This window comes from Bradyrhizobium brasilense (assembly GCF_029714345.1).
In the GTDB taxonomy this organism is placed as follows: Bacteria; Pseudomonadota; Alphaproteobacteria; order Rhizobiales; family Xanthobacteraceae; genus Bradyrhizobium; species Bradyrhizobium australafricanum.
In genome coordinates this window covers 6,410,110-6,427,125 of the sequence record NZ_CP121669.1, presented here as the reverse complement: position 1 = coordinate 6,427,125, position 17,016 = coordinate 6,410,110, and the positions used below count along the sequence as shown (strand labels likewise).

The window sequence follows — 17,016 nt, the reverse complement described above, 5'->3', positions numbered from 1 at the left end:
AGTAAAGCTAACCAGAATGACCGGACGGCCGCAAGGAAGGATCATGATGAACAGCAATGCCGTGCGCTGGCCCAATTCGCTCTGGGCAGCAGTGACGCCCTCCGGCCCCGATTGTCCCGAACTGACCGGCGCGCAGCAGGCTGATGTCGTGATCATCGGCGGCGGCTTCACGGGTCTATCGACCGCGCTGCATCTGCGCGAGGCCAATGTCGATGTTGCGATCGTCGAGGCCGCGGAGCCGGGCTGGGGCGCCTCGGGGCGCAACAACGGCCAGGTGATCCCGACGCTGTCGCGTCCCGATCCCGACGACATCATCGCGAGGCACGGCGCGGCCGGCGAGCGCTTCGTCGCGATGCTGCGCGACAGTGCGGCCATGCTGTTCGACGTCGTCAGGCGTTACAACATCGAGGCCGAGCAGGAGCAGGCCGGCTGGGTGCAGCCGGTGCATTCGGCGGGCCGCATCAAGATCGCGGAGCGGCGGGTGCAGCAATGGTCGAAGTTCGGCGCGCCTGTTGAGCTGCTGTCGCGCGATCAGACCCGCGACATGCTCGGCTCGGATGCGTGGTACGGCGGCTTCTGGAACAGGACCGGCGGTCACGTCAATCCGCTGGCGCTGGCGCGCGGCCTTGCGCGCACCGTGCTCGGTCTTGGTGCGCGGATCTATGCCCGCTCGCCTGCGACGAGTTTCGAGCGCCGCGGCGATCGCTGGGTGGTGAAGACGGAAAAGGGTGAAATCTCCGGCCGCGCGCTGGTGGTCGCGACCAATGCCTATAGCGGCGAGTTCGCGAAATCGCTGGTGCCTGAGATCGCGACCGAGGTGATGCCGGTGCTGTCGTGGCAGATGGCGACGCAGCCGCTGTCGGACAATGTGCGCAAGACCATCATTCCCGGCCGGCAGGCGATGTCGGACACCCATGGCGAACTCTATTTCGCGCGCTACGACGCCCGCAACCGCCTCGTCACCGGCGGCGCCGTGCTCGGTCCGGGCGACAAGACCGGGCGGCTGAAGGCGCGGGTGACCGAGCGGTTGCAGCGTTTGTGGCCGCAGATCGGCGACGTCTCGTTCGGCTATGTCTGGAACGGCTATGTCGGGATGACCGCGGATTTCCTGCCGCGCATGCACCGGTTGGGACCGAACGCCTATGGCTGGACCGGCTGCAATGGCCGCGCGGTCGCGTTGACGATCCCGCTCGGTCGCGAATTGGCACGCGCGGTCCAGGGCGTCCCGGAAGGCGAGCTGGCGCTGCCGTTCTCCGAGCCGGTGCAGTACGTGGCGCATGGATTGCTCCGCAAGCTGGCGCCCTGGATGCTGGTGCTCTACCGGCGCCGCGATGCACAGGAACTGGTCAAGGGCGATCGCTTCGAGTTGCTGCGATGGGCCGAGTACTTCCTCGCCTCGCGCCGTTCGCGGTAAGCGCGGAGCAACGTCGCGCCACGCACGCGAGATAAAGGGCATGGAGGGGCAAGCCGCCCGAGGTGGGGACTGGTCAGAGGACGTCGCTGGAAGATTGGGGCCCAAGCAGGTTCGGCCGGGTGCCGTGATCACGAGGATTCCGCCGTTGGCGGATAGCGTTGTGGAAACCCCGACGCGACGCAGGCGTTATTGCCAGATAGCAACCCTGGGAGGTGGGCATGGCGAGGAAGCGCATTGGTATTCTCACGGGAGGCGGTGACGTCCCCGGCCTTAACGCGGTGATCAAGAGCGTGACCTATCGCGGCAGTGAGGACGACATCGAGGTTGTCGGTCTCCGCCGGGGCTGGGAGGCCCTCACGCACCTGAACCTCGACGACCCGTCGAGTAAGTCCCATTACATCATCCCGCTGAACCGCGAAAACACGCGCGTCATCGACCGGCGCGGCGGTACCGTGCTGCACTCGAGCCGCACCAATCCCTCCAAAATGAAGAAGTTGCCCGATCATCTCGCGGGCCGCGACTTTCCGGTTTCCCAGAGCACCAAGTGTGGCGTCGCAACCACGACGTGGGACCTCACCAACGAGGTGCTCGCGAACCTCGCGGGGCTCGGTATCGAACATCTGATCGCCATCGGCGGCGACGATACTCTCAGCTACGCGGACAAGCTCAACAGGCGAGGCGTCAAGATCATTGCCATCCCGAAGACGATGGACAACGACGTTCGCAACACCGAATACTGCATCGGCTTCTCGACCGCGATCACCCGTGCCAGCGATGCCATCCAGCGCCAGCGCACCACCGTCGGCTCGCACGAGCGTATCGGCATTTTCCGCGTCTTTGGTCGCGATGCCGGCTTTACGGCGCTCTATACCGCATACGCAACCTCGATCCGATGCGCCATACCGGAGTACAAGGTCAATCTCGACAAGCTGATCCAGCTTCTCCTCGATGACAAGCACGGCAACCCAAGCAACTACGCGCTGATCGTGCTCAGCGAGGGCGCCGAGTGGGAGGGTTACAAGGTGCAGGAATTCGGCGAGCCTGACGCCTACGGTCACCGCAGGAAGGCGAGCGTGGCCGAAGCGTTCGCCGACGAGATCAAGCGGCGCACCGGCGAGGAGACCATCGTCTCTGACCTCACCTACGACCTGCGGTCAGGCGATCCGGACTTCATCGACAAGCTTGTGGCGCTGACGTTCGGCAACATGGCTTACGATGCGATCCTGGAAGGCAAAACCGGCCTCATGTCGGCGCTGGTCGAGGGCCGCTACGACCTCGTGCCGATCCCCGACGCCAAGCTCGGGCCACGCAAATTGGACGTCGCAAGCGCGTACAACACCGAGCGCTACCGTCCTCTCTATTCCAACAAGCGGGGCCTGCCGATCTTTCTCAACCGCGCTTCATAGGGCGGGTGGTAACCCCATCGGGCATGACGAGCTATTCCAGATGCGTCGATAGCCCGTATCGACAGGCGGTGACGGAGGGGCCATAGTTCCGCAAGAAATTTGCGCAGGGAACCTGTCGCACCACACGACGTTCTTTTTCGCAAATGAGCGCGCCGTCGCCCCCGGCGCAGCGAGCGCCGAGGCGAAGGCGCTGCGCTGCGGTCGGAGGGATGCTCATGAAACTCACCATTTCGGTCATCAAGGCTGACATTGGCTCCGTCGGGGGCCACACGAAACCATCTGCGCGCATGATGGCGGCTGTCGAAGGGGAGGTCGCGAAAGCGATCGACAACGGTCTCCTGATCGACGGTTTCGTGCGCCATACCGGCGACGATATTGCGATCATCATGACGCACACGCGGGGCGAAGGGAGCTCCGAAGTCCACCAATTCGCCTGGAAGACGTTTCTCGCGGCCACTGCGGTTGCGAAGACCTCCGGGCTCTACGGCGCCGGCCAGGATCTTCTCGTCGACGCCCCGTCCGGAAACGTTCGTGGCGCGGGCCCGGCCGTCGCCGAACTCAGCTTCGACCACAGCCTTTCGGGCGCGAGACCCGCGGAGTCCTTCATGGTGTTCGCCGCAGACAAATGCGGCCCCGGCGCCTACAACCTGCCGCTCTATCTGGCTTTTGCCGATCCCATGTATTGCGCCGGGCTGATGCTGCCCCCGATGATCAAGGGCTTCCGTTTCCATATCATCGATATGGACAACACGGCCGGCGACAGCGTGATCGAACTCGATGCGCCCGCGGACGGCTACCACATTGCGGCGCTGCTTCGCGACAACGAGCGCTTCGGCATTGATCGCATCGTCTCGAAAACCTATGGCGAGGTCGCCGTCGCCGTTTCGGCACAGCGCCTTCACTCCATCGCAGGCAAGTACACCGGCAAGGATGATCCGGTCGCGGTCGTCAGGAACCAGGGCATTTTTGCGGCGCCCGAAGAAATCATCTCGCCCTTCGCCAAGGCGCACTTCGTGGGCGGCGATGCGCGCGGCTCGCATGTGATGCCGCTCATGCCGGTGCCGCTCAACACCCCGGTGACGGGGATGTACTGCCTGCCGATCGTTTCCTGCGTCGGCTTCTCGATCGACCGGGACGGGAAGTTCTCGGAGTCCTATACCGACTTCTTTGACAACCTTGCCTGGGACGAGGTCCGCCAGCGCGCGCAGCGCAAGGCGATCGAGATGCGCAGCCAGGGCTGGTCCGGCGCTGCGATGCTGCCCTATTCAGAGCTGGAATATGGCGGCTTCCGCGACACGGTATCCGGATTGCTGAAGCGCTTCCGGCTGCGCGAGGAGCCCAAGCCACAGGCGGCGGAGTAGGGCCGCGCGTGCCCGGCTACACGGTTGCGGTGCCGTGCTCGCGCGCGAACGCGCCGCCGGGGATCGCTGACAGCAGCGCCTGCGTATAGGGATGCTGCGGCTTGCCGAACACCTCGGCGGTCAGCCCTTGCTCGACCACGGCGCCGTCCTTCATCACCGCGACGAGATCGCAGATCTGGGCGGCGACGCGCAGATCGTGGGTGATGAAGATGATGGAGAGGCCAAGCTGCTGGCGCAACCCGGCGAGCAGCTTCAAGACCTGCGCCTGCACCGAGACGTCGAGTGCCGAGACCGGCTCGTCGGCCACCAGCACGTCCGGCTTCAACGCCAATGCCCGGGCGAGCCCGATGCGCTGGCGCTGGCCGCCGGAGAATTCGTGTGGGTAGCGATCGCCGGCGGAGGGATCGAGGCCGACCAGCTCGAACAGCTTTCGCGCTTCCGCAATCGCGGTGGCGCGGTCGGTGCCATGCACGATCGGTCCCTGCGCCACCAGCTCGGCCGCCTTGCGGCGCGGATTGAGCGAGGCGAACGGATCCTGGAACACCATCTGGATGTGGCGGGTCTGGCGCCTGACATCGTCGCGGCCGAGCTTCGCCCAGTCCTTGCCGTCGAGCACGATCGAACCGGTGTCGGGATCGATCAGCCGCACGATGCAGCGCGCGAGCGTCGATTTGCCCGAACCGGATTCGCCGACGATGCCGAGCGTCGCGCCGCGCGGCAGGTGCAGCGAGACGTTCTTGACGGCCTCCGTGATCCGCGCGCCGCGGCCGAGGAAGCCGCCGGTGCGGTAGGTCTTGGAGACGCCATCGATGGTCAGGATATCCTTGCCGGACAGGATGCGCGGCGGCGGTGCCTTCAGCGGCGGCACGGCCGCAATCAGCTGCTTCGTGTAGGCATGCTGCGGATCGTTCAGCACCTCATCGGCCGTGCCCTGCTCGACGATCGCGCCATGCTGCATCACCACGACGCGGTCGGCGATCTCGGCGACGACGCCGAAATCATGCGTGATGAACAGCACCGCGGTCTTCTTGCGCTGCTGCAAATCGCGGATCAGCTTCAGGATCTGCGCCTGCGTCGTGACATCGAGCGCGGTGGTCGGCTCGTCCGCGATCAAAAGCTTCGGATCGAGCGCGAGCGCCATCGCGATCATGGCGCGCTGGCGCTGGCCGCCGGACAGCTCGTGCGGGTAGGCTTTTGCGGCAGCCTTGGGGTCGGGGATGCGGACGTCCTCGAGCAACGCCAGCACCCGGGCGTTGATCTCGGACTTCGAGAGAGCGGTGTGGATCGCAAACATCTCACCGATCTGGTCACCGATGGTGCGCAGCGGGTTGAGCGCGGTCATCGGCTCCTGGAAGATCATCGCAATCCCGGCGCCGCGCACGTCGCGCATTTCGGCGCTCTCGGCGGCGCAGAGGTCGCGGCCGTCGAACATCATCCGGCCCCGTTCGATCGTCACCTCGTTCGGCAGCAGCCGCATGATGGCGTTCGCCATCATCGACTTGCCGGAGCCGGACTCGCCGACCACGCAGAGGATCTCGTTGGAGGCGATCGACAATGAGACGTCGGACAGCGCATGCGGGCGGTCGGCGCCCTTGGGCAGGCGCACCGTCAGGGCGTCGAGCGAAAGGACTGTGTCGCTCATCGGCTCTTCAGCCTCGGATTGAGCGCATCGTTGAGGCCCTGGCCGACCAGTGACACCGCGAGCACGGTGACGAGGATCGCAATGCCGGGAATCGCCGAGACGTACCACTGCACCCGGAGCACGTCGCGGCCGAGCCCGATCAGATTGCCCCAGGAGGCGACGTTGGGATCGGACAGACGCAGGAAGGCGAGCGCGCTTTCCAAGAGGATCGCGACCGCCATCACCACGCTGGCATAGACGATCACGGGCGGCAGCGCGTTGGGCAAGATCTCGCCGAGGATCAGTTGGATATCCTTCATGCCGAGCGTCTTGCCGGCCTGAACGAATTCGCGGTTGCGCAGCGACAGGAACTCGGCGCGGGTCAGCCGCGCCGGCGCCGGCCACGACACCACGCCAACTGCAATCGTCACCGTGGTCAGGGTCGAGCCGAACACCGCGACCAGCACCAGCAGCAGCACGAAGTTCGGCAGCGTCTGGAACGCCTCGGTGATCCGCATCAGCACATTGTCGACCCAGCCGCCGTAATAGCCGGCGAAGGCGCCGACCAGGATGCCGATCAGGATCGCGATCACGGTGGCGACGCCGCCGATCAGCAGCGAGATCCGCGCGCCGTAGAAGATCTGGGCGGCGATGTCGCGGCCGGAATTGTCGGTGCCGAGCAGGAAGCGCGGGTTGGAGAACGGCCAGATCAGCGGCCGGCCCGCGAGGGCAAGGGGATCGCGCGGATAGAGGAGACCCGCGCTGATCGCCATCGCGATGACAAGCAGCAGCAGGATCAGGCCGATCACCGCGGCCGGGCTGCGGAAGTAGCGCTTCACGGCATCCATCGTCAGCCCTCCGCCGCGATGCGCGGATCGAGCCGCGCGTAGAGCAGGTCGACGACGAAGTTCACCGATATCACAAGCAGCGCGGACACGAAGACGATGCCGAGCAGGGTGTTGAGGTCGCGCTGCACCACCGACTCATAAGCGAGGCGACCGAGGCCGGGCAGGGAGAACACGCTCTCGACCACGACCGAGCCGCCGAGCATGGTGCCGGCCTGCAATCCGATCAGCGTCACCATCGGCAGCAGCGCGTTGCGCAGCACATGGCGGGTGATGACATGGGTCTCATCCAGCCCCTTGGCGCGGGCGGTGCGGACGAAATCGAGGTTCAGGACCTCCAGCATCGAGGCGCGCATGATGCGCAGATAGATCGCAAGGAAGATCAGCCCGAGCGTCAGCGTCGGCAGCACCAGATGCGCCGCGATATCGAGCACGCGCCAGATTCCGGTCTGCACGTTGCCGATATCCTCGAAGCCGCCCGGCGGCAGCCACTGCAGATAGACCGAGAACACCACGATCGCCATCAGCCCGAACCAGAACGAGGGCGTGGCGTAGAAGATCAGGCCGAGCGTGGAGATCATCGTGTCCGGCCAGCGGTTGACGCCGCGCGCGGCGATCACGCCGAACACGAGGCCAAAGAAGAACGCGAATGACAGCGACGCCGTCATCAGCAGGATGGTCGGCGGCAGCCGTTCCAGGATCACGGTCGCCACCGGCTTGCCGTAGATCGAGGAGAAGCCGAGGTCGAGCCGGACCAGGTGCCACAGATAGTTCCCGAGCTGCGCCGGAACCGAGAGGTTCAGCCCGTAGAATTTGCGCAGCGCCTCGGCGGTCGCGGCGTCGCCGCCGCCCATCTGCGCCATCAGCGCATCGACGGTGTCGCCCGGCGCAAGCTGCAGCAGCAGGAACACGCCGATCAGGATCAGGAACAGGGTCGGGATCGAGGCGGCGAGCCGCCGCCCCGCAAGGCTCAGGATACGCATCGGTTATCTATAGCGTTTTCAGACGAAGTGGCCACCGGCCTCTTCTTACCTCGCCCCGCTTGCGGGGAGAGGTCGGATCGCATGTAGCGAAGCGAAATGCGATCCGGGTGAGGGGGTACAGGTCCATCCGCGCACGCGACTCGCGGAGACAGCCCCTCACCCCGACCCTCTCCCCGCAAGAGCGGGGCGAGGGAGAAGAGGGCGCCACGCCTAGCGCAGATGTGGCCTCATGCGCTCAGCCAAAGATCGTGCCAGCTCGTCGAGCCCCAGCGCGGCGTGTTGGAGTGGTTGCGCGCCTTGGCCGTGATCACGGTGACGAAGATCTGCTCGATCGGCATCCAGACCGGCAGCTCGGTGTTCACCTCCTTGACGAAGTCGGCATAGAGCGCCTTGCGCTTGGCCGGATCGACTTCGGTGGCGGCATCGTCGATGGTCTTGTCGACGGTCTTGTCCTCCCAGCCCCACTGGTTGGTCCATGGCGCGCCCTTGGGCTGGCCGGAGCGATACCACACCGTGGTCGAGACTGCCGGGTCGTTGCGATACTGGTGCCAGCCGGTCGCGAGATCGAAGGCGTGCTCGTCATAGACCTGCTTGAGGAAGCCGCCGCCGTCGTTGCGCACGATGTCGACCTGGATGCCGACTTCGCCCAGCGACTGCTGGATGAAGGTCGACCACAGCGAGATGTCCTCGCCCCACGGCGCCGGCAGGAGCCTCAGCGAGAAGCGGTTGCCGCCGGAGGCCTTGAAACCGGCCTCGTCGAGCAGCGCGATCGCCTTGGCCTTGTCATAGGGGTATTGCGGCGTGTTCGGTCCGGGATAGAAGTCGGTCGAGGTCGACGGGATCGGGCCGGTGCCGAGCTTGGCGAAATCGCCGAGAAAATTGTCGATGAAGAACGGCACGTTGATCGCGTGCGCGATGGCGCGCCGGACCCGGATGTCGGCCAGTTCCTTGCGGCGGAAGTTGAACTCGATGGTGTTGGTGCGGGCGTTGCCCTCATTGCCCTTGGTCTGGACGATGAAGCGCTTGTCCTTGCCGAGCCGCGCCATGTCCGAGATCGTCAGTCCGGAGAACGGGCTGTAGTGCAGCTCGCCGGCCTCCATCTGGGCGGCCGCGGCGGCACGGTCGGTGATCACCTTCCAGACGATGCGGTCGAGATAGGGCGCGTTCGGCCGCCAATAGTCCGGGTTGCGGTCGGCGATGATGTATTGCCCGCGCTCGTATTTGACGAATTTGAATGGGCCGGTGCCGACCGGCGCCAGATTGGTCGGATTCTGCCTGATGTCGCCGCTCTCATAGAGATGCTTGGCGGAGACATAGCCGAGGTCGGGCAGGGCCCGGAGCAACAGGTTGAGCGGCATCGGCCGCTCGTAGCGGAAGATCGCGGTCTGCGGATCGGGCGTATCGACCGATGTGAGGAACAGCTGCAGCGTCGACCCGTAGTTGAGGATCTTCTTCCACATCTTCATCGCGGTGAAGGCGACGTCATCCGAGGTGAACGGCTTGCCGTCGTGCCAGGTGACGCCCTTGCGCAGCTTGAAGGTGACGGTCTTGCCGTCCGGCGTCGCCTCCCAGCTCTCGGCGAGCACGCCGACCGGCTGGCCGTTGGCGTCGAGGTCGACCAGATTCTCCTGGATCTTGCCGCCGATGATGTAGACGCCGGTCGAGGCCTGGATGCTGGGATTGAGCTGGCGCTGCTCGGCGCCGTAATGGACGTTGAACACGCCGCCCTTGCGCGGGGCCTCCTGCGCGAATGCCCGCATCGGATTGATGACATTGGCCGCAATCGCGGCCGAGGTCAGAAGGGCCGTGCGGCGGTTGATCTCGAGGCGGCTCAAATCCATACGCGGGTCTCCGGTACTTACATAAAGGCTTGCATCGGGCGACCAGCCGGATCGGTCGTGGCGCCCCTTTGCGATGTTACGATGGAATGGGAACCCGAGTCATTTTCTAATGCCTCGGCCTTTTGGAGGATCGTTTCCGAAACCTGAAGTGGCGCATTGCGACGCTTCGCAACCCGGATCGGGCGCCGCATTGTCGCAGTTTGGGCCGCGCGAGTTGCGTCTGGTGATTCTCTCGAGGGGGCGTTTTCGGGAGCACCGAAGCCGCGCAAACCCTGTAAATTTAGGGGTCGGAAGCGCCTTGACTGGAAAAAACACTGGAAAAACCCCTGATTCGGGGGCTGTCCACAACGATATTGCTGTGGGGAGTGCAGAAAACACTGTTTTTCTCGGCGTTTTCCGCCATATCGTGCCCACTCCAGAATCAATGGAGCAACCATGGCTACCCAACTGTCGAAGTCGCAAGTGATCGAGAAGATCGCGACCACCACCGAACTCTCCAAGCGCGACGTCAAGAACGTTTTGGACTCGCTTGTCGATGTCGGCCACAAGGAGCTGAAGAAGGCCGGGGTGTTCCTCGTCCCCGGCTTCGCGAAGTTCGTTGTGGTCAAGAAGCCTGCGACCAAGGCGCGCAAGGGCACCAACCCCTTCACCGGCGAAGAGATGATGTTCAAGGCCAAGCCGGCCCGGAAGATCGTCCGCGCACGGCCGGTCAAGGCCGCCAAGGACGCGGTTTAAGATGAAAGGCCTCCGGTAACGGAGGCCTTTTGCTTTTGAGCCGTCGCTTCCTGCCGTAGGTTGCCCGCTTGAGCGTTTTCGAGCGCAGTGGACACCGGTTCGCGTGAAGAAAACGCGCCAAAGCAGAATCTGGAGCTCCGGACCGGGTTGAACCGGGACCGGGGCTCTAGACCACCGGCGACCGGCCACCATCGACATTGATGGCGGTGCCGGTGATGTAGGAGCCTTGCTCCGAGGCCAGGAAGCAGGCGAGGTTGGCGAACTCCTCCGCCGTGCCGATGCGGCCGAGCGGCGTGCCCTTGGCAAGGCCCTTGGCGAATTCCCCGAAATCCGTGTTCGGCGCCTGGGCAGCATGCCGCTTGACCCATTGATCGCTCATGATCAGGCCGACCAAGAGCGCATTCACCAGGATGTTGTGCTCGCCGCCTTCATTGGCCATCACCTTGGTCAGTGCCATGCCGGCCGCGCGCGACACCGAGGTCGGCGCGGAATTGCCGGCCGGCGCCTTGGCAAAGGTGTTGAGCACGTTGATGATGCGGCCCCATTTGCGCTGCTTCATGCCCGGCCACACCAGCCGGCCGAAACGGATCGCGGCGAACAGTTTCAGGTCGAGGTCTTCCTGCCAGGCCTCGTCGCTGATGCTCTCGAACGCCAGCGTGCGTGCCGTGCCGGCGTTGTTGACCAGCACGTCGATCTTGCCGAGATCCGCGACGATGTGGTCGTGGGCCTTGGTGATATCGGCGGCCTTCGCGACGTCGCAGACGTAGTCGCGCACCACGAGGCCGTCCCTGGCGAGCGCCTCGCGCGCCGCTGCGAGGTCGGCGGCGCCGCGGGCGAGGATTGCGACCCTTGCGCCGGATTCGGCAAACCGCCGCGCCACCGCGATCCCGATGCCCTTGCTGCCGCCGGTGACCACCGCGACGCGGTCCTTCATTGATAGGTTCATTGTTGTTCTCCCTGGGGCTGGCCCGGAGAGGACGCTATCAAACCGACAGCGCGACCAACAAGGTCATGCAGAGCAGGTGTGCTGTGACAATCAGTGCGAGATGGAGCGGACCGGACATCGGATGTCTCCATGGTGGTGCGAGGCTTGATGCTCGTTAGGCGAGCACCGCCGTCTGTCTCCCTCCCCCTGAAAGGGGAGGGCGGGGTGGGGGTTTCTCTCCACGGACGCCGGCGCGTGCGGAGGCAGGATCCCCACCCGGATTGCTGCGCAAACCGACCTCCCCTTTTCAAGGGGAGGTGAGGAAAGAGCGTGCCCGGTTCACGCGCGCCGCTAGTTCGAGCTCGCGCTTGCCGTAAAGCTGCGGTCGACGGCCTTACCGACATCCAGCGTCTTGCCGAGGATGCCGTAGCGTGTGGCGCGATCGGAGGCGGCCTGCACTTCCTTCACCACGGCCTCGTCGATCGCGATCGGGCTCGTCTTCTGCGCGGTGTAGGCGGCGAGCAGCACGTCCTCCGGTAGTTTTGTGAGCTCGGCCGTGTTCCTGGCGTACTCGGCGAGATGGTCGAGCGACCACAGCCGCGCCTTGTTGAGCCGCTGCACCAGGTCCTGCACCGCCGCGCGCTTGGTTGCGATCGCGTTGTCGGAGGCGACGATGAAGGTGATGGTCGGCGTCAGCCCTTCGCCATCAGCGACGACGCGCGCCCTGTCCTTCAGTGTGGCGTAGGAGATATACGGCTCCCACACCGCCCAGGCGTCGATCGAGCCGGCGAGTAGCGCGATCTTGGCGTCGACCGGGCCGAGCGGGGCGAAGGTCGCGTCCTCGATCCTGCTGCCGGCCTTTTCCAGCGTCGCGTTGATCAGGAATTGGCCCCAGCCGCCCCGCGTGCCGGCAAGGCGCTTGCCCTTCAGATCAGCCGCGGTCTTGATCGGCGAATCCCCGCGCACCAGGATCGCCTGCGTCCGCGCATCGGAGCGCGTGCCGCCGATCGCCTTGATCGGCGCGCCCGACGCATAGACGGTGAGGAACGACAAGTCGCCGGTGTAGCCGACGTCGAGCGCGCCGGCGTTGATCGCCTCCAGGATCGGGGCCGCGGCAGGGAATTCCGACCACTCGATCTTGTAGGGCAGATCCTTGGCGAGGCCGGAAATCTCCAACAGCGAGCGGTTGCCGCCCTTCTGGTCGCCGACGCGCAGCACGATCGCGTCAGCCGCGAGTGCCGCGGCCGACGTCGACAGCGTGATCACGGCTGCGACGAACGCGGCTGCCGTGCGGCGGGTGAGAGAATGGGGAGGGCCCGAGCGGGTCAGTTTGCGCATCTGCATTTTTCTTTCTGATTCATTCGCTGCGCGGCGGAACGCGCGGCAGCGTTCGATCAAGTCTATGAGCAAGCCGTTCGCCGTCAACGAAACGGAAATCTGAATTCGCCGGCTACGCGGCAAGGATGATCTCGTCAGGCATGCCGCGCGTAGAAAACTTCGCGCATGCGACTGTAGACCGCTCAAATTTGATGCAGTCGCGGGTGATCGCGCCGCATCTCCGTGTGGGACGATCGTGAAAATCCTTTCATCGCCGCGCGATGCGATCGTGGAGAGTTCAGCTGTGGCGCCGACAACATACGAAATTCCATTTCATTGACGATGATCTTGTCGCGCCGCATCATTTGCACGTTGCTTTGAGTGCAATCGCGCCGGAGAAATCCGCTTTTTTCTGAACCATGTGCTTCGAACGACGGGGCGTGCAAACGGAGACGTTTTGCGCGCGGGGCGAAGCCTTGCCGAAATGCAGGAGTGAAGATGTCGACGGATAACAAGAAGACGGTGATGGATCGCCGCACATTGCTGCGTGCGGGCGCCGCCGCGGCCTTTGCCGCGCCGATCGGGGCCTATAGCGCACAGGCCTTCGCGCCACGGGCGATCACGCCGGCGATCGACTTCTCCGAATTTCCGGTCTGCAAGACCGCATCCAATGCACCGGCTTTGACCGGCGCGCCGCGCAAGCTGAAGCTCTCCTGGAACGCCGGCGCGGTCTGCCTTGCGCCGCTGCCGGTCGCGATCGACCACGGCTTCTTCCAGAAGCAGAATCTCGACGTCGAGCTGGTCAACTATTCGGGCTCGACCGACCAGCTGCTGGAGGCGATCGCCACCGGCAAGAGCGACGCCGGTCTCGGCATGGCGCTGCGCTGGCTGAAGCCGCTGGAGCAGGGCTTTGACGTCAAGATCGCCGCCGGCACCCATGGCGGCTGCATGCGCGTCTTGACCCGCACCAATTCCGGGGTCGACAAGCTCGCCGATCTCAAGGGCAAGATCGTCGCGGTCGGCGATCTCGCCGGTCCCGACAAGAATTTCTTCTCGATCCAGCTCGCCAAGCTCGGCATCGACCCGATCAAGGACGTCGACTGGCGCGCCTATCCCGGCAATCTGCTTAATGTCGCGGTCGAGAAGGGCGAGGTGCAGGCCTTCCTGTCGTCGGACCCGCTGGCCTATCTTTGGCTGAAGGATGCGCAGTACAAGGAGGTCGCCTCCAACCTCGACGGCGAATATCGCGACAAGAGCTGCTGCATCGTCGGCCTGCGCGGCAGCCTGGTGCGCGAGGAGCCGCAAGTTGCGCGAGCCATCACCCAGGCGCTGCTCGATGCGGCGATGTTCACCTCGCAGAACCCGGACAAGGCGGCGAAGTCGTTCCAGCCCTATGCGCCGAAGGCGGCGAGCCTCGCCGATCTCGAGGCAATGGCTCGCTACCACACCCACCACCATCACCCGACCGGTGAGGTGCTCAAGCGCGAGCTGAAGGGCTACGCCGACGACCTCAAGACGGTGCAGGTGTTCAAGCAGAGCACCGACACAGCCAAATTCGCGGAGCGGATCTATGTCGACGTATTCAGTGTCTGACACGACGGCTGCGGCCGGGCCGCGCGCGGCGGTCACGTTCTCGAATCTTTCCGGCAGTTACGGTGTCGGCCTTGCGGCGAGCCTCGTCTGGCTCGCCTTCGGCCTCTCGTGCCTTTATTGGCCCGATGTCGGCGACTGGTCGCGGACCGGATCGCTCGGTATCGGCGCGATCGTCATCGCCGCCTTCATCCTGTTCGGCACATTCAGCGCGGATTATCTCGGCGGCGCCGGGCAGGCGTTGCGCAAGCGCGCGCCGTGGCTGGTGGCGTTCGGCGCCTTCGTGACGTTGTGGGAGGTCGCCACCGCAAAGTTCGCCTGGCTGCCGCTGCCGTTCTTCCCGCCGCCGCAGTCGATCCTCGAGGTCTATACCGACGATCTGCCGAAACTGCTCGACAGCGTGTTCGCCTCGATCAAGCTGCAGCTCGGCGGCTACATCATCGGCGCAACCGTCGGCTTTATCACCGGTGTCTCGATCGGCTGGTCGCAGAAGATCGGTTATTGGGTGCATCCGGTGCTGCGCTTCATCGGCCCGCTGCCGGCCACGGCCTGGCTGCCGATCGCCTTCTTCACCTTCCCGTCGAGCTGGAGCGCCTCGACCTTCCTGATCGCGCTCGCCACCGGCTTTCCGGTGACGGTCCTGACCTGGTCGGGCGTCGCGAGCGTCAGCAGCGCCTATTACGACGTCGCGCGCACGCTCGGCGCAAAACCGTCATTCCTGGTGCTGAAGGTCGCGATCCCCGCCGCGCTGCCGCATGTATTCGTCGGCCTGTTCATGGGGCTCGGCTCATCCTTCGCCGTGCTCGTCGTCGCCGAGATGATCGGCGTCAAGGCCGGGCTCGGCTGGTACCTGCAATGGGCGCAGGGCTGGGCGGCTTACGCCAACATGTATGCGGCGCTGATCGTGATGTCGCTGCTCTGCTCCGGCGCGATCACGCTCTTGTTCCGCACCCGCGACCGCCTGCTGGTCTGGCAGAAGGGCGTCGTCAAATGGTAGTGCAGTCCGCAGCTGAGGCGATCACCTATCCGGCGGTCGGCGCCGAGCTCGATGTCGAAGGCGTCAGCCACGCCTTCGATATCGATGGCGCTACGCTGCCGGTGCTCGACAATGTCAATCTCGCGATCGCGCCGGGCGAGTTCGTCGCGCTGCTCGGCCCGTCCGGCTGCGGCAAGTCGACCCTGCTGCGGCTGGTCGCGGGGCTGGAGAAGCCGCGCGCGGGCTCGCTGCGCGAGGATGAAGTCCGCATCGCCGGACCGCATCCGTCGCGGGTTGTCGTGTTCCAGGATCCAACGCTGTTTCCGTGGCGCACGGTGTGGGACAATGTCGCGCTCGGGCTCGAAGCGCAGGGCATCCTGAAGGCGCAACGCCACCGCGTCGATGACGTCATCGAGCTGGTCGGCCTGTCCTCGTTCCGCAACGCTTATCCGCACCAGCTGTCCGGCGGCATGGCGCAGCGCGTGGCACTGGCGCGCGCGCTGGTCAATGATCCGAAGATCCTGGTGCTGGACGAGCCGCTCGGCAAGCTCGATTCGCTGACGCGGATCGCGATGCAGTCCGAGCTCGTGGCGCTGTGGCAGCGCAAGGGCTTTACCACGCTGCTCGTTACCCACGACGTCGAGGAGGCGCTGGTGCTGGCCAACCGCGTCATCGTGCTCTCCGATCGGCCGGCGCGGATCAAGGCCGACATCGCTGTCGCCCGGCCGTATCCTCGGCATCGCGGCGATCCTTATCTGGCTGAGCTGCGCAAGCAGATTCTCGGCCTGCTCGGACTGGAGGCGACATGGTGAGATCTGCGGCGAGGGAGCTGCATCCGGCGGACGGGCCGGAGCACATCGCGCGCGCGTTACGGCTCGCCGACGTGTTTGCAGCGCGTGCGCCGGCGCACGACCGCGACGCCAGTTTTCCGTTCGAGAATTTCGCCGATCTTTCGCGCGAGGGCCTGCTGGCGCTGACCGTGCCGGCCGCGCTCGGCGGCGGCGGAGCGGGTGCCCGCGACGCCACGCGCGTGCTCGGCATCATCGGCAAGGCCGATCCGTCGACCGCGCTGGTGCTGTCGATGCATTACATCCAGCATCTGGTGATGGCGCGCAGCACGCGCTGGCCAGGCCGGCTGTCGCGCAAGCTCGCCAAGGAGACGGTCGAGGGCGGGGCGCTGATCAACGCGCTCCGCGTCGAGCCCGAGCTCGGCTCGCCCGCGCGCGGCGGCCTGCCGGCGACCACGGCGCGCCGCACCGAAACCGGCTGGCGGTTGACCGGCAAGAAGATCTATTCGACCGGTGCGCCGATCCTGAAATGGTATTCGGTCTGGGCAAAGACTGATGAGCCGGAGACGCGTGTCGGCTTGTTTCTGGTTCCAGCAGGGTTGCCGGGAACGCGGATCGAGGAGAGCTGGGATCATCTCGGCCTGCGCGCCAGCGGCAGCCACACCGTGATCTTCGACGACGCGGTGTTTCCGCTGGATTACGAGATCGACGTCCGCAGGCCCGACGACTGGAAGGTTCCTGACGTGACCCAGGCGACCGTGCATGCGATCTTCGTCGCCGCGATCTACGACGGCATCGCCCGCGCCGCCCGCGACTGGCTGGTCACATTCCTGAAGCAGCGGGTGCCCGCCAATCTCGGTGCGCCGCTCGCGACCTTGCCGCGGATGCAGGATGTCGTCGGCGCGATCGAGGCGCGGCTTGCGGTCAATGCCCGCCTGATCGACAGCTTCGCCGCCGATTTCGATAACGGCTTCCCGCTGTCCGCGATCGAGTCTAACATCATCAAGCTGACGGTGACCAATAACGCCGCGGCAGTGGTGGAGGATGCCTTGTCGCTGACCAGCAATCACGGCCTGTCGCGAACCAATCCGCTGGAGCGGCATTACCGCGACGTGCTGTGCGGCCGCGTCCATACCCCGCAAGACGATGCCACCCGTGTCTCCGCCGGACGCTCCGCGCTGGGCGTCTGAAAACAACAGCCAACAACAACGGAG

Annotated in this window: 14 protein-coding genes; 8 read left to right on the top strand and 6 right to left on the bottom strand. The window is 65.2% G+C overall.

Annotation, left to right across the window (positions count from 1 at the left end):
- The first annotated feature begins 46 nt into the window (after positions 1-46).
- The 3 genes from QA635_RS30000 to QA635_RS29990 all read left to right on the top strand — a co-directional run bounded on the left by QA635_RS30000 (position 47) and on the right by QA635_RS29990 (position 4,181).
- Complete coding sequence (locus QA635_RS30000; protein ID WP_283071893.1) at positions 47-1,414, top strand: NAD(P)/FAD-dependent oxidoreductase; 1,368 nt, start codon at positions 47-49, stop codon at positions 1,412-1,414.
- Positions 1,415-1,632: 218 nt separating this feature from the next.
- Entirely contained in the window at positions 1,633-2,820 is a 1,188-nt protein-coding gene (locus QA635_RS29995; RefSeq protein ID WP_283063111.1) for a 6-phosphofructokinase, read from the top strand.
- Positions 2,821-2,963: 143 nt separating this feature from the next.
- The gene (locus tag QA635_RS29990; protein WP_283063110.1) at positions 2,964-4,181 is read left to right on the top strand and encodes a fructose-1,6-bisphosphatase; all 1,218 of its coding nucleotides are present in this window, start codon (positions 2,964-2,966) and stop codon (positions 4,179-4,181) included.
- Positions 4,182-4,197: 16 nt separating this feature from the next.
- Here the strand turns inward: QA635_RS29990 and QA635_RS29985 are convergent, their stop codons facing one another.
- The 4 genes from QA635_RS29985 to QA635_RS29970 form a co-directional block, all read right to left on the bottom strand.
- Complete coding sequence (locus QA635_RS29985) at positions 4,198-5,823, bottom strand: ABC transporter ATP-binding protein (RefSeq protein ID WP_283063109.1); 1,626 nt, start codon at positions 5,821-5,823, stop codon at positions 4,198-4,200.
- Positions 5,820-6,650 (bottom strand): ABC transporter permease, encoded by an 831-nt coding sequence (locus QA635_RS29980; protein WP_283063108.1) that lies wholly within the window; start codon positions 6,648-6,650, stop codon positions 5,820-5,822. Before QA635_RS29980 ends, QA635_RS29985 begins: the two co-directional genes overlap by 4 nt.
- A 2-nt stretch (positions 6,651-6,652) precedes the next feature.
- On the bottom strand, positions 6,653-7,630 hold the full coding sequence (locus QA635_RS29975; protein WP_038383993.1) for an ABC transporter permease: 978 nt from the start codon (positions 7,628-7,630) through the stop codon (positions 6,653-6,655).
- A gap of 227 nt (positions 7,631-7,857) precedes the next feature.
- Entirely contained in the window at positions 7,858-9,471 is a 1,614-nt protein-coding gene (locus QA635_RS29970) for an ABC transporter substrate-binding protein (RefSeq protein ID WP_283063107.1), read from the bottom strand.
- 435 nt (positions 9,472-9,906) lie between these two features.
- Between QA635_RS29970 and QA635_RS29965 the strand changes: the two genes are divergently transcribed.
- Positions 9,907-10,206: an HU family DNA-binding protein gene (locus tag QA635_RS29965; protein ID WP_021077434.1), complete on the top strand. Its 300-nt coding sequence runs from the start codon at positions 9,907-9,909 to the stop codon at positions 10,204-10,206.
- Between the two features lie 166 nt (positions 10,207-10,372).
- Here the strand turns inward: QA635_RS29965 and QA635_RS29960 are convergent, their stop codons facing one another.
- On the bottom strand, positions 10,373-11,152 hold the full coding sequence (locus tag QA635_RS29960; protein WP_283063106.1) for an SDR family oxidoreductase: 780 nt from the start codon (positions 11,150-11,152) through the stop codon (positions 10,373-10,375).
- Positions 11,153-11,482: 330 nt separating this feature from the next.
- Positions 11,483-12,469 carry an ABC transporter substrate-binding protein gene (locus tag QA635_RS29955; protein WP_283063105.1) on the bottom strand — a complete coding sequence of 329 codons (987 nt, stop codon included), beginning with the start codon at positions 12,467-12,469 and terminating at the stop codon, positions 11,483-11,485.
- A gap of 477 nt (positions 12,470-12,946) precedes the next feature.
- Here QA635_RS29955 and QA635_RS29950 point away from each other — a divergent pair, with 477 nt between their 5' ends.
- Genes QA635_RS29950 through QA635_RS29935 form a run of 4 tightly spaced genes read left to right on the top strand, consistent with a single transcriptional unit; the run spans position 12,947 to position 16,992 of the window.
- The gene (locus QA635_RS29950; RefSeq protein WP_283063104.1) at positions 12,947-14,041 is read left to right on the top strand and encodes an ABC transporter substrate-binding protein; all 1,095 of its coding nucleotides are present in this window, start codon (positions 12,947-12,949) and stop codon (positions 14,039-14,041) included.
- Positions 14,019-15,035, top strand: a complete 1,017-nt coding sequence (locus QA635_RS29945; RefSeq protein ID WP_283063103.1) for an ABC transporter permease — start codon at positions 14,019-14,021, stop codon at positions 15,033-15,035. The genes QA635_RS29950 and QA635_RS29945 overlap by 23 nt, the downstream gene beginning before the upstream one ends.
- Positions 15,029-15,826, top strand: a complete 798-nt coding sequence (locus QA635_RS29940; protein WP_283063102.1) for an ABC transporter ATP-binding protein — start codon at positions 15,029-15,031, stop codon at positions 15,824-15,826. The genes QA635_RS29945 and QA635_RS29940 overlap by 7 nt, the downstream gene beginning before the upstream one ends.
- Positions 15,820-16,992 (top strand): acyl-CoA dehydrogenase family protein, encoded by a 1,173-nt coding sequence (locus tag QA635_RS29935; protein ID WP_283063101.1) that lies wholly within the window; start codon positions 15,820-15,822, stop codon positions 16,990-16,992. The genes QA635_RS29940 and QA635_RS29935 overlap by 7 nt, the downstream gene beginning before the upstream one ends.
- Positions 16,993-17,016 lie beyond the last annotated feature (24 nt).

Excerpts from the sequence above, each read along its gene's own strand:
- QA635_RS30000 (WP_283071893.1), top strand. The coding sequence starts at position 47 with ATGAACAGCAATGCCGTGCGCTGGCCCAATTCGCTCTGGGCAGCAGTG.
- QA635_RS29995 (WP_283063111.1), top strand. The coding sequence starts at position 1,633 with ATGGCGAGGAAGCGCATTGGTATTCTCACGGGAGGCGGTGACGTCCCC.
- QA635_RS29990 (WP_283063110.1), top strand. The coding sequence starts at position 2,964 with ATGAGCGCGCCGTCGCCCCCGGCGCAGCGAGCGCCGAGGCGAAGGCGC.
- QA635_RS29985 (WP_283063109.1), bottom strand. The coding sequence starts at position 5,823 with ATGAGCGACACAGTCCTTTCGCTCGACGCCCTGACGGTGCGCCTGCCC.
- QA635_RS29980 (WP_283063108.1), bottom strand. The coding sequence starts at position 6,650 with ATGGATGCCGTGAAGCGCTACTTCCGCAGCCCGGCCGCGGTGATCGGC.
- QA635_RS29975 (WP_038383993.1), bottom strand. The coding sequence starts at position 7,630 with ATGCGTATCCTGAGCCTTGCGGGGCGGCGGCTCGCCGCCTCGATCCCG.
- QA635_RS29970 (WP_283063107.1), bottom strand. The coding sequence starts at position 9,471 with ATGGATTTGAGCCGCCTCGAGATCAACCGCCGCACGGCCCTTCTGACC.
- QA635_RS29965 (WP_021077434.1), top strand. The coding sequence starts at position 9,907 with ATGGCTACCCAACTGTCGAAGTCGCAAGTGATCGAGAAGATCGCGACC.
- QA635_RS29960 (WP_283063106.1), bottom strand. The coding sequence starts at position 11,152 with ATGAACCTATCAATGAAGGACCGCGTCGCGGTGGTCACCGGCGGCAGC.
- QA635_RS29955 (WP_283063105.1), bottom strand. The coding sequence starts at position 12,469 with ATGCGCAAACTGACCCGCTCGGGCCCTCCCCATTCTCTCACCCGCCGC.
- QA635_RS29950 (WP_283063104.1), top strand. The coding sequence starts at position 12,947 with ATGTCGACGGATAACAAGAAGACGGTGATGGATCGCCGCACATTGCTG.
- QA635_RS29945 (WP_283063103.1), top strand. The coding sequence starts at position 14,019 with ATGTCGACGTATTCAGTGTCTGACACGACGGCTGCGGCCGGGCCGCGC.
- QA635_RS29940 (WP_283063102.1), top strand. The coding sequence starts at position 15,029 with ATGGTAGTGCAGTCCGCAGCTGAGGCGATCACCTATCCGGCGGTCGGC.
- QA635_RS29935 (WP_283063101.1), top strand. The coding sequence starts at position 15,820 with ATGGTGAGATCTGCGGCGAGGGAGCTGCATCCGGCGGACGGGCCGGAG.